This is a genomic window from Actinomadura fulvescens, assembly GCF_039533225.1.
Classification (GTDB): Bacteria; Actinomycetota; Actinomycetes; order Streptosporangiales; family Streptosporangiaceae; genus Spirillospora; species Spirillospora fulvescens.
Genome location: NZ_BAAATD010000006.1, coordinates 590,767 through 602,123, shown reverse-complemented (window position 1 = coordinate 602,123; position 11,357 = coordinate 590,767). Strand labels below are relative to the sequence as shown.

Genomic DNA, 11,357 nt, shown 5'->3' with positions numbered 1-11,357 from the left:
GCCGCGTCCTGCGCCGCGCCGCGTCCTGCGCCGCGCCGCGTCCTGCGCCGCGCCGCGTCCTGCGCCGCGCCGCGTCCTGCGCCGCGCCGCGTCCTGCGCCGCGCCGCGTCCTGCGCCGCGCCGCGTCCTGCGCCGCGCCGCGCACCGTCCTGCACCGCGCACTGTCATTCGCCGCGCGGCGCCGAGTTCTGCGCGACGCACCGTCGTTCTGTGGCGCGCTACGCCGCGTCCTGGGTTGCGCATCGTCGTTCTGTGGCGTGTCTCTGCGATATGGCGTGGCCTTGGTTTGGGGCGTTGTCGTGCATGCGCCTTTTGTGGGTTGCGGTGAGGTTGCGATGTTGGGCTTTGGTTGTTACTGCGGGTGATTGCTTGTGTTTGCGCGGTAGCATCACGCACCCGGTGACGGGGTGTGAGCTGGGCACTCCTACGATCGGGAGGCCTTGACGGTGTCGCACAGGTGGGTGGGTCGGTGTGAACGTGCTGGACGGGGTCGCTGTTTTCGCGGCCGGTGTGGCCGCGGGGGGGATCAACACGATCGTCGGCTCCGGCTCCCTGATCACGTTCCCGACCCTCGTGGCGCTCGGCTATCCGCCGGTGGTGGCCAATGTCTCCAACAACATCGGGCTGGTGCCCGGGTCGGTGACGGGGGCGTACGGCTACCGGCGGGAGCTCAAGGGGCAGCGTGAGCGGCTGCTGCGGCTGGGCAGCGCCTCGTTCCTCGGCGCGCTGATCGGCGGGGCGCTGCTGCTGGGCCTGCCCGACGAGGCGTTCAAGATCATTGTGCCGGCGCTGATCGTGATCGCGCTGGTGCTGGTGGTCGTGCAGCCACGGTTGCAGGCCTGGCTGTTGTCGCGGCGGGAGCACCACCATCCGCATGGCGGGCCGTGGTTGTGGGTGGGCATCCTCGCCGCGGGCGTGTACGGGGGCTACTTCGGGGCCGCGCAGGGGATCGTGCTGATCGCGATGCTCGGGATCGCGCTCGACGACGGGCTGCAGCGGGTGAACGCGGCGAAGAACGTCCTGTCGGGTGTGGTCAACGGGTCGGCGGCGCTGTTGTTCATCGGGCTGTCGATCTTCAGTGACACGCGGATCGACTGGCCGGCGGTGTTGCTGATCGCCTTGGGGTCGACGGTGGGCGGGATGCTGGGGGCCAAGGTGGGACGCCGGATTCCGCCCCTCGTGCTGCGTGGGGTCATCGTGGTCGTGGGGATCGTGGCCATCGTCAATTTGCTTCGCTGACCAGCGGTTTCGAGGGTTCGGGCGGCCTCTGGCGGGGTATAAGTCGAATGTATGTTCGATGAGGTGAGGGGCCACCAGGACGATGAAGGGTGACAGGGTCGAGATCATGATCGACGCGGGCGGCGAGGGCACGCGGACGTACGAGGTCGTCGCCACCCGGGCGGGACGTCGCGTCGAGGTCACCAACCGGCGCGGCGTGGTGGAGGTCAGCGAGGTGACCCGCACCGGGACCCCGGTGCGGACGGCGAGGTTCATGGCGAGCCGGGTGCTGGCGCTGGTGGAGCAGCCCAACTCCGACGCCGAGCCGGAGACCTAGGGAACGGGGCGCACCTGCACCATGCCGTCGTCCAGCACCCGTGATTCGAAGGCCGGCTGGCGGCCGGTCGCGGGGCCGTGGACGACCGAGCCGTCACGGACGCGGAACGTGCTGCCGTGCCAGGGGCACACCACGCACGGGTCGGCGTTGTCGTCGGTGACGATGCGGCCTTGGTGGAGCGGGCCCGCCAGGTGGCTGCAGCGGTCGGCGAGGACGTGGATGTCGTCGCCGCTGCGCAGCACGAACAGGCTGATGTAGCCGAGGCGCCGGTGGACCGGCCAGCCGTCGGGCAGTTCCGAGGCCGGGCACAGGTCGTGCCAGCCGAGCGGCACCAGGTGGGCCACCTGGTCCGCGTGGCTGGCGCCGGCGCCCTGCCTGAACGCCAGGTGCCCGCCGAGAAAGCCGCCCGCGAGCAGCGCGGTCAGGCCCGCGTAGCCGAACGCGCGGCCCGCTGTGTCGCGGCCTTGGTGGCGTGCGACGAGGGAAGCGGTGTAAAGCAGGCTCGCGCCGGCCGTTCCCATCGCGTGCACGAGGCCGACCCGTTGCTGTTCCTTGTGGAGGGCCGACCAGTCGGCCAGGCCGGTGAGCGCCGTCGGCACGGCACCCGCGAGGCCGGCGGCGACGAGGGTCTTGGAAGCACGTTCGGTGCCGGGCAGCAGGTCGAGCACCCCGGCGGAGATCCAGCAGCCCATCGGGAGGTCGGTCAGCGGAGGGTGGGCGGGATGGCCGCCGGGCACCCCGTGCAACGCGTCCTTGACCGGCCCCGGGTGCAGCACGCGGTGGACGGCCCCCGAGATGGCGCGGATGGCCCGGTCGAGACCGCGGGCGTGTTCGAGGCCTTCGGCCAGGTCCACGGGATGCGGTCTGGTCGGCTGCCGGGCGCCGCGCCGGAAGAGCTTGCTCGCCCGTCGGTTCACTGTCCCTCCTCGGGTGCGCATTCCGGCGTCGATTGAGACGGCCGAAATGGGACGCGTAATGCGACATTAGTCTCCGCCTGGCACCTCGGGCCACCCGGGGCGAACCTGTCAGGGGCCGCGAGGAGGCAAGAGAACCCCCGTCATCTCTTGGTACCTACCAATGGGTAAGAAGCCCTAAACCAGCGGTACCGCCCAACTGCCCCAAACGTGGAGAGCTCCGGCGAAGCAATCGCTTACAGTGAAAGCGAACCCACCGCGACCTGGGCGAGGCCGAGCCTCATGGACGTCCCTCCGCCGTCAGAGACCGCCGTGACTCCGGAGTACGCGCAGACCCAAGATCCCTTCCGGGCCTTCATCGAGGCCATCGAGCTGCAGTTCCCCGGCTGGAGCGCTTGGCGCAGCGACACCGACCGCTGGTGGGGCTTTCGCACCGCCGCCGATCCGCTCACCATCGAGGAACTGCGCGCCGGCCGCCGCCTGATCGTTCAAGCCGACACCGTCGAGGAGCTCCGCGCCGCCATCCGCGCCGAGATCAACCCGCCCACAGACGATCGGCCCTAGGGTTACTGACCATGGACGTTGGTGACAGCGACACGGCTGGACGAGGTTGAAATAGGCAGGACCTCCTGGCGTGGTGTGGAGCTACCACACAGCCACTACACGCCACAGGAGGTCCTGGTGCCCCACCGTACGCGCCGTTGACTGAGACAGGTCAGCTGCGGTTGGCCCGGTGCGTCGTTGACGATGGCTGGTCGCTGCGGCGGGCCGCCGAACGATTCCAGGTGTCGCCCACCACGGCCCAGCGATGGGCCGGCCGGTACCGGCAGCTGGGGGCGGCGGGGATGGCCGATCGGTCCAGCCGCCCGCACCACAGCCCGGCGCGCACGCCGACGCGGGTCGAGCGGCGCATCGTCAAGGTGCGGATGACCCACCGGCTGGGCCCGGCTCGGATCGCCGCCCGCCTGGGCCTGCCGCCTTACCCGCAGCCTGAGCCGTCCGCACCGAGCAGCCCGCGGACGCTCGGCCGTCGCCGTCCCGCAGCGAGCGCCACGGATGTCGGGTGTAGCGCGTCACAGAGGATTGGCTGTCTCGCTGCGGGCGAGGTGTTTGGCCTGGGCAGGGATGCTTGGGTTAGACGGGTTCCAGGGTCACGGGGACGCCGTTGAAGACCGCTGTGCCCGAGAGGGGGTCGATCTCTCGGTCGTCGGTGACGGCGTTGACGTTGACGCCGGCGTTCCGGCTCGCGACGGTCGTCCGGGTGCCGGGTCTGTCGTGGCCCCAGCCGTGGGGGAGGCTCACCACGCCCGCCATGACGGCGGAGGTGGGCTCGGCGACCGCCTCGACGGTGCCGGAGCGGGAGGTCACGCGGACGAGGTCGCCGGCCTGGACGCCCAGGCGGGCCGCGTCGGCGGGGTTGAGCTGCAGCGTGCAGTTGTTGGAGCCGCGCACCAGTTCGGGGACGTTGTGCAGCCAGCTGTTGTTGGAACGCAGATGGCGGCGGCCGATCAGGAGGAGCTCGCCGTTGGGGGGAACGTCGAGGGCCGCGTGCAGGCGGGCGGCGTCGGCGGCGAACGAGGGCGGGCAGAGTTCGATCCGGCCGGAGGAGGTGCACAGGACCTCGTCGAGCCGTGGTTTGAGGGCGCCGAGGTCGAGGCCGTGGGGGTGCTCGTCACGCAGGCGGGCGAGGGTGAGGCCGCCCGGGTCGGCGCCGAAGCCGTCGCCGTACGGGCCGAGGCGCACCATCATGTCGAGGCGCTGCTCGGTGGTCGTGGTGGCGGTGTCGAGCATCGTGCGCAGCTCGCCGGGCTCGCGGCCCGCGACCGGCGACTCCTCCAGGGCCACCGCCTTCCGCAGGGTGGTCATGATGACCATCTCGTCCAGCGCGGCGGGGGTGGCGTCCATGCCGGACGCGATGACGGCGAGGCGGCCGAGGATCTCGGACTCGCTGGGGCGGCCGTCGGGGAGGGGGAGCGCGGGCGGCGAGTAGCGGACGTAGTCGCGGACCGTGAAGCCCAGCAGCGCCAGGTCGTAGTGCGGCGTCTGCGTCGGCCGGGGCGGAGGGAGGACGACGTCGGCGTGCCGGGTCGTCTCGTTCAGGTACGGGTCGACGCTCACCATGAACTCCAGCCCGGCGAACGCGCGGTCGAGCCGGGCGCCGCCCGGAGCCGACAGCACCGGGTTGCCGCCGATGGTGATCAGCGCGCGGATCTGGCCCTCGCCCGGGGTCTCGATCTCGTCGGCCAGCGTGGCGACCGGTAGCTCGCCGTTGACCTCGGGCAGGTTGCGGACGCGGCTGCGCCACCGGCCGGTGGTGAACGGGCGCTTGCGGCGGTAGACCGGGGAGTGCGCGGAGCGCGGGAACATCGCGCCGCCTTCGCGGTCCAGGTTGCCGGTGAGCACGTTCAGGGCGTCGACCAGCCAGCTGTTGAGCGTCCCGTATGCCTGGGTGCAGGTGCCGATGCGCCCGTAGACGGCGGCGCGGTCGGCCGCGGCGAGTTCGCGGGCCAGCCTGCGGATGTCGGCCGCCGCGATGCCCGTGATCTGGGCGACCCGTTCGGGCGCGAAGTCGACGGCGAGCGCGCGCAGGTCGTCGAGCCCGTTGATCCGCCCCGCGAGACCGTCGAACCGGGTGAGGTCCTCGGCGAACAGAGTGTGCACGAGCGCGATGAGCAGGTACGCGTCGGTGCCGGGCCGGATGAACACGTGCTCGTCCGCCTGCGAGGCCGTGCGGGTGTGCCGCGGATCGACGACCGTCACCTTGCCGCCGCGCTTGGAGATCGCCATCAGCCGTCCCGGGAAGTCCGGGGCCGAGCAGAGGCTGCCGTTCGACTCCAGGGGATTGGCGCCCAGCATGAGCAGATGCTCGGTGCGGTCGAGGTCGGGCACCGGGATGGCCAGCGGGTCACCGAAGACGTGCCCGCTGCTCACGTGCTTGGGCATCTGGTCGGCCGTGCTGGCGGTGTAGATGTTGCGGGTCCCGAGTGCCTTGATGATGGCCCCGCCGTACAGCGGGCCCGCGATCGAGTGCGCGGTCGGATTGCCGATGTAGACGGCCACCGCGTCCTTGCCGTGGCGTTCGACCACCTTGCCGATCTCCCGGCGTACGGTCTCGAACGCCTCGTCCCAGCCGGTCTCGCGGCCGCGGAGCAGCGGCTCGGCCAGCCGGTCCGGGTCACCGTCGAGGCGTCCCAGCGTGGCGCCCTTGGGGCAGATGTACCCCTTGCTGAACGGGTCTCGTTCGTCGCCTCTGACACCGGTGACGTTGCCGCCGTCGTCAAGGGTCAGTTCCAGGCCGCAGAGCGCCTCGCAGAGCGGACAGGTGCGATAGGCCGTACTGCTCATGGAATGCTCCTTGTAGCCGGGAACGTACCAATCATGACGCGCGACACCTGCGACGCGCCAATTACCCCACCGGTAAACCGGTTGCGGCATGCCTGGTCAGGACCCACAACCCGGACCGGAACCCGGTATGTCCCGACCAGAATCCCGAACCGGCGCGACCGCCGCCCACACCGCGGCATCAGGGGTGTGGTCGAGGGACTTTCCCGGAGTTACCTTGACCATAAGGACATCCGGCCGCCTCTAAGGAGACGCCATGGAGGCGTGGGTCGCCTGGCTGATCGTGGCCGCCCTGCTCGGGATCGCCGAACTGCTGACGCTGACGCTCGCGCTCGGCCTCCTCGCCGTGGCCGCGCTGGTCGCCGGGCTGGCGGGCGCCGCCGGGCTGCCGGTCGGCCTGCAGCTCGTGGTGTTCGCGGCGTCCTCGGTGGCCGGGCTGGCGGTCGTGCGACCGGTCGCGCGGCGGCACATCAGCCAGCCGCCGCCGCTGCTGTCGGGGACCGCCGCGCTGGTCGGCCGCGAGGCGGTCACGCTCACCGAGGTCAGCCGCGCGGGCGGACGCGCGCGCATCGGCGGCGAGGAGTGGACCGCGCGGCCGTACGACCCGAACCTGGTCATCCCGGCGGGAAGTGTCGCGGACGTGCTGGCCATCGAAGGCGCCACCGCGCTGCTCTACCCGGCCGAGCCGCAGCCGGACTGAGGAGGTCCGCATGACCGACATCGCCATCGCCCTCGTCATCGCGCTGGTCGGCGGTCTGACCGTGCTGGCCGTCGCGGTGATGCGAGCGGTCTGGATCATCCCGCAGGCCCGGGCCCGCAACGTCGAGCGGCTCGGGCGCTACAGCCGCACCCTCCAGCCCGGGATCAGCTTCATCGTCCCGTTCGTGGACCGGGTCAAGCCGCTGATCGACCTGAGGGAGCAGGTGGTCTCGTTCAAGGCGCAGCCCGTCATCACCGAGGACAACGTGGTCGTCCACATCGACACGGTGCTGTTCTTCCAGGTGACCGACCCCCGGGCCGCGGACTACGAGATCGTCGACTACATCCAGGCGATCGAGCAGCTCACCGCGACGACGCTGCGCAACGTCATCGGCACCCTGGACCTGGAGGCCACGCTCACGTCGCGCGACCGCATCAACACGGCGCTGCGCGGCGTGCTGGACGACGCCTCCGGCAAATGGGGCATCCGCGTCACCCGCGTGGAGATCAAGGCGATCGAGCCGCCGCCGTCCATCAAGGACGCGATGGAGAAGCAGATGCGCGCCGAACGGGAGAAGCGCGCCGCGATCCTCACCGCCGAGGGGGTCCGGCAGTCGAAGATCCTCACAGCGGAAGGGGAGAAGCAGTCGGCGATCCTCCAGGCCGAAGGCGCCAAGCAGGCCGCGATCCTGGAGTCCGAGGGCCAGGCCATGGCGATCGAACGGGTCTTCACCTCGATCCACGACCACGACGCCGACCCCAAGCTCCTCGCCTACCAATATCTCCAGACGTTGCCGAAGCTCGCCCAAGGCAAGGGCAGCACGTTCTGGGTGGTCCCTAGCGAGCTGACATCCGCACTACAGGCGGTCTCCCAGGCTTTCGGCGGCTCGACCGAGGCGTCGTCGGAGGGCGCGGAGGGCTCGGTTCGTTCTGCCCGCCACTCCCGTACCGGACCTCCGCAAGCCGAACGTGCCGTCGCTTCTGCGAGCGCGCCTGAGCAACTGGGACGGGAGACTCCTCCGTACGAACTGCCGCCGGGGGAGGAATGGCCCGCAGCGGCACGGAAATGACCGCCGCGCCGTCCACTTAATTGGAGCAAATTCCAATAGTCACTCGCCGGTAAGGGCTGATGACGGGGTTTCGTGACGGGCCGTTCCTGTTCGCTCACTTTTGTCACGAGCTGCACAATTTTTGATGCCCGATTGTGTCGCGGCGCGTACTGTCGCCGCGATGATCTTCTCCGCTAGCGTCGCGGGGACCCGCGCGCGGGAGCAGGCGCACGCCTGCCGGGCGCGGCGCGACTGGACATCGGAGTGGACCTATGGCGAGTGAACGCCGCCGCCGCATGCGCATGACCGCCATGGCGACGACCCTCATCGGAACGACCGTGGCGAGCGGGCTCGCGGCACCGGCCCACGCGAGCGCCCCAGCGCTCCGGAGAGCCGACACCGGAGCCGCCATCACGGCTCAGAAGCGGATCGACGCGCGTACCTTCGACGCGACCGTGCGTTCTCCCGCGTTGCGCATGTCGGTAAAGATGCGCGTCATCACGCCTAAGGGATGGTCGCGCAAGTCCAAGAAGCGCTGGCCCGTCCTATACGCCTACCACGGCGGCAATGACAACTACCTCTCCTGGACCCGCAGCACCGCCATCGAGAAGCTCGCCGCCCGCTACAACGCGCTGGTCGTGATGCCGGAAGGCGGCGTGAACGGCTCCTACACGGATTGGTACAACTACGGCAAGGGCGGGACGCCCAAGTGGGAGACCTTCCACACCAAGGAGGTCGTCCAGCTCATGGAGCGGAACTACCGCGCGGGTACGGCGCGGGCCGCCATGGGGCTGTCGTCCGGTGGCCAGGGCGCCATCACGTACGCCGCGCGTCATCGGGGGCTATTCCGGTACGCCGCGTCCTACAGCGGCATCGTGCATCTCACCAAGCCGGGGATTCCGGCGATCCTCATGGCGGAGGGGCTGATCTTCAACCCCGGCCAGGACCCGTTCAGGATCTGGGGTAACCCTGACAAGCACCCCCGCAACTGGCAGCGGCACGACCCGTACGTCCTGGCCAAGAACCTGCGCGGCACCGGCATCTACCTGTCCGCCGGAACGACCGGCAACCCCGGCAAGCTCGACCCGCCCTTCGTGGGATGGGAGTTCGTCAAGGCGCGGCTGGTCGGCGGCATCAGCGAGGCGGTCGCCGGAGCGACCACGGTCTCGCTGGCCGCCCGTCTCAGGCAGCTCAAGATCCCGGTGACCACCCACATCTACAAGGACGGGTGGCATCAGTGGGGCTACTGGATCCTGGAGATGAACCGGTCCTGGCCGCTGCTGATGAAGTCCATCGGCGCCAAGCGCGTTTCCTAGGCTCCAGAGACCAGAAGTAGGGCGGGCCACGAGTCTGGCCCGATTCCGGCCCGAACCCGGACGTGTGCCGCGGCATCCAAGCAGGCGACAAACGGCGCAGACCCGGGGAGACCGCGATGCCGATCGGATTTGGGGCGGGGCGGTTCGCCGCAGTCGGAGCGTTGCTGGCGCTCGGCGCGGCGGTGAGCGGTTGCGGGCTGCTGAACGCGGCCGCCGACGGGAACGGACGTGCCGGCGGCGACCACCCGTTCACCATCGCCTTCGGTGGGGACGTGCACTTCGAGGGGGAGCTCGCCACCAGGCTCGCCTCCGCGCCTGACACCGCGTTCGGGCCCATCGCGGCCCGGTTCCGCGCGGCGGACCTGGCCATGGTCAACCTGGAGACGGCGATCACCACGGGAGGGACGCCCGCCCCCAAGGACTACACGTTCCGTGCTCCGCCGACCGTCTTCCGGGCGCTCAAGTCCGCGGGCCTGGACGTGGTCACGATGGCCAACAACCACGGCATGGACTACGGCGACACCGGGTTGCGGGACTCCCTGGCCGCGAGCAAGCAGGCCGAGTTCCCGGTCGTGGGCATCGGGCGGAACGCGGCCGAGGCGTACCGGCCGCACACGATCACGGTCAAGGGCAGCCGGGTCGCGATCATCGGTGCCACGCAGGTGCTCGACGACAACCTGATCGAGGCCTGGACCGCCACCGACACCAAGGCCGGGCTCGCCTCGGCCAAGAACGCGCCGCGCCTCGTCCAGGCCGTGCGGCAGGCCCGCGAGGACGCCGACGTAGTCATCGTCAACCTGCACTGGGGACAGGAACGTAACTCCTGCGCCACCCCGGTGCAGCGCCAGCTCGCCGCCCAGCTGGCCGACGCCGGCGCGGACGCCATCGTGGGCAGCCACGCGCACGTACTGCAGGCCGGCGGATACCTGAAAGGCAAGTACGTTCACTACGGGCTCGGTAACTTCGTGTTCTACAACTCCAACGGCCCGACGGCCCAGAGCGGGGTCCTGACCCTCACGCTCGATCCCCGAGCGAAGACCACCCGGGTCACCAAGGCCGACTGGGCGCCGGCCGTGATCTCCGGTGGCATCCCGCAGCCGCTGACCGGAACGTCCGCCCAGCAAGCCCAGGCACAGTGGGAGGGGCTCCGAAGCTGCGCCGACGTCAAGGCCCGACCTGCCTGAGCGCCTGCCGGAGCGTCCGCCGGAGCGTCCGCCGGAGCGGTCGGCGCCCCATGGCATGCTTGGCCGAGCCGATCGAACAGACGAGGGGCCGATGCGCAGGAACGCGATGGCGATGACCGCCGTGGCCGGGGTGTTGTCCCTGGCGGCGGCCGCGTGCAGCAGTGGGTCCGGCAAGGCCGAGGCCGAGGGCGACACCGGCCCGGCCAAGTCCGGGGCACCCGCCACCGGACGGTCCCCGGCGCCCAACCCGGCCGCCGCGGTCAAGCAGCCGATCATCATCGCGTTCGGCGGCGACACCCACTTCGAGGACAACCTCCGCGCCCGGCTGGCCAACCCCGCCACGGCCCTCGGCCCGATCGCCAAGACGCTCCGCGCGGCCGACCTCGCCATGGTCAACCTGGAGACCGCCATCACGACCGGCGGCACCCCGGCGCCGGGCAAGGAGTTCGCGTTCCGCGCGCCCGCGTCGGCGTTCGCGGCCCTGCGCGCGGCCGGAGTGGACGTGACCTCGATGGCCAACAACCACGGCATGGACTTCATGGAGTCCGGGCTGCGCGACTCGCTCAAGGCGATCCGCAAGACCGGCTTCCCGACCGTGGGCATCGGCAGGAACGCCGCCGAGGCCTACCGGGCCCACCGGGTGACGGTGAAGGGCAACCGGCTCGCGATCGTCGGCGCCACGCAGGTGCTCGACGATCACCTGATCCAGGCCTGGACCGCGACCGACGCCAAGGGTGGCCTCGCCTCGGCCAAGGACGTGCCTCGCATGGTCAAGGCGGTACGTGCGGCACGCCAAGGCTCCGACTACGTCATCGTTCACCTCCACTGGGGGCAGGAGCTCAAGGCCTGCCCGCTGCCACGCCAGCAGGACCTCGCCAAGCAGCTCATCGCTGCCGGTGCCGATGTCGTCGTCGGCGGCCACGCGCACATCCCGCTCGGCGGTGGCTACCTCAAGGGCAAGTACGTGCACTACGGGCTGGGCAACTTCGTGTTCTCCTCGGCCAGGGGCCAGACCGCCAGCTCCGGTGTCCTCCAGCTCAAGCTCCAGGACGGCAAGGTCTCGGCCGCCCGGTGGAAGCCCGCCCGCATCTCCGCGGGCCTGCCGATCCCGCTGCGCGGCGCCGCCGCGACCGCCGAGGTCAAGCGCTGGAACGGCCTGCGCTCCTGCGCCGGCCTCACCGCGACCCCGTAGGGCCCGTGACCCGGCTGATGATCTGGCCTGAGGACGCACCGTGAACGGTTCCTCCCCGGCACGCACCCCCGGTTCGTGCTCTGGACAGCTCGTCTGAGGGGCGTAC

General features: G+C 70.6%; 10 protein-coding genes and 1 pseudogene. 9 read left to right on the top strand and 2 right to left on the bottom strand.

Annotated elements, in window-relative coordinates; genetic code table 11:
- Positions 1-471 precede the first annotated feature (471 nt).
- A complete protein-coding gene (locus ABD333_RS25075) occupies positions 472-1,239 on the top strand; it encodes a sulfite exporter TauE/SafE family protein (protein WP_344544684.1) in 768 nt (255 codons plus the stop codon).
- 82 nt (positions 1,240-1,321) lie between these two features.
- A complete protein-coding gene (locus ABD333_RS25070) occupies positions 1,322-1,555 on the top strand; it encodes a hypothetical protein (RefSeq protein WP_344544682.1) in 234 nt (77 codons plus the stop codon).
- Here ABD333_RS25070 and ABD333_RS25065 read toward each other — a convergent pair.
- Positions 1,552-2,472: a Rieske (2Fe-2S) protein gene (locus ABD333_RS25065; RefSeq protein WP_344544681.1), complete on the bottom strand. Its 921-nt coding sequence runs from the start codon at positions 2,470-2,472 to the stop codon at positions 1,552-1,554. The two genes, ABD333_RS25070 and ABD333_RS25065, sit on opposite strands and share 4 nt — an antisense overlap.
- Positions 2,473-2,751: 279 nt before the next feature.
- On the opposite strand from ABD333_RS25065, the gene ABD333_RS25060 reads away from it, so the two are divergent.
- Positions 2,752-3,033, top strand: coding sequence for a hypothetical protein (locus ABD333_RS25060; protein ID WP_344544679.1), 282 nt, complete (start codon positions 2,752-2,754; stop codon positions 3,031-3,033).
- 137 nt (positions 3,034-3,170) lie between these two features.
- Positions 3,171-3,443: pseudogene (locus tag ABD333_RS25055) on the top strand (leucine zipper domain-containing protein); the annotation flags it as partial.
- Positions 3,444-3,603: 160 nt separating this feature from the next.
- On the opposite strand, the gene ABD333_RS25050 reads toward ABD333_RS25055, so the two are convergent.
- Complete coding sequence (locus tag ABD333_RS25050; protein WP_344544678.1) at positions 3,604-5,814, bottom strand: molybdopterin oxidoreductase family protein; 2,211 nt, start codon at positions 5,812-5,814, stop codon at positions 3,604-3,606.
- Positions 5,815-6,067: 253 nt separating this feature from the next.
- Between ABD333_RS25050 and ABD333_RS25045 the strand changes: the two genes are divergently transcribed.
- From ABD333_RS25045 to ABD333_RS25025, 5 genes are all read left to right on the top strand, one after another.
- Positions 6,068-6,511: an NfeD family protein gene (locus ABD333_RS25045; RefSeq protein WP_344544677.1), complete on the top strand. Its 444-nt coding sequence runs from the start codon at positions 6,068-6,070 to the stop codon at positions 6,509-6,511.
- Between the two features lie 10 nt (positions 6,512-6,521).
- Positions 6,522-7,580 (top strand): SPFH domain-containing protein, encoded by a 1,059-nt coding sequence (locus ABD333_RS25040; protein WP_344544675.1) that lies wholly within the window; start codon positions 6,522-6,524, stop codon positions 7,578-7,580.
- Positions 7,581-7,831: 251 nt separating this feature from the next.
- Positions 7,832-8,875, top strand: coding sequence for an alpha/beta hydrolase (locus tag ABD333_RS25035; protein WP_344544674.1), 1,044 nt, complete (start codon positions 7,832-7,834; stop codon positions 8,873-8,875).
- A gap of 116 nt (positions 8,876-8,991) precedes the next feature.
- Positions 8,992-10,059, top strand: a complete 1,068-nt coding sequence (locus ABD333_RS25030) for a CapA family protein (protein ID WP_344544673.1) — start codon at positions 8,992-8,994, stop codon at positions 10,057-10,059.
- Between the two features lie 91 nt (positions 10,060-10,150).
- Positions 10,151-11,251, top strand: a complete 1,101-nt coding sequence (locus tag ABD333_RS25025; RefSeq protein ID WP_344544671.1) for a CapA family protein — start codon at positions 10,151-10,153, stop codon at positions 11,249-11,251.
- Positions 11,252-11,357: the final 106 nt, after the last annotated feature.

Coding starts and splice junctions, on each gene's coding strand:
- ABD333_RS25070 (WP_344544682.1), top strand. CDS start 1,322: ATGAAGGGTGACAGGGTCGAGATCATGATCGACGCGGGCGGCGAGGGC.
- ABD333_RS25060 (WP_344544679.1), top strand. CDS start 2,752: ATGGACGTCCCTCCGCCGTCAGAGACCGCCGTGACTCCGGAGTACGCG.
- ABD333_RS25050 (WP_344544678.1), bottom strand. CDS start 5,814: ATGAGCAGTACGGCCTATCGCACCTGTCCGCTCTGCGAGGCGCTCTGC.
- ABD333_RS25045 (WP_344544677.1), top strand. CDS start 6,068: ATGGAGGCGTGGGTCGCCTGGCTGATCGTGGCCGCCCTGCTCGGGATC.
- ABD333_RS25040 (WP_344544675.1), top strand. CDS start 6,522: ATGACCGACATCGCCATCGCCCTCGTCATCGCGCTGGTCGGCGGTCTG.
- ABD333_RS25035 (WP_344544674.1), top strand. CDS start 7,832: ATGGCGAGTGAACGCCGCCGCCGCATGCGCATGACCGCCATGGCGACG.
- ABD333_RS25030 (WP_344544673.1), top strand. CDS start 8,992: ATGCCGATCGGATTTGGGGCGGGGCGGTTCGCCGCAGTCGGAGCGTTG.
- ABD333_RS25025 (WP_344544671.1), top strand. CDS start 10,151: ATGCGCAGGAACGCGATGGCGATGACCGCCGTGGCCGGGGTGTTGTCC.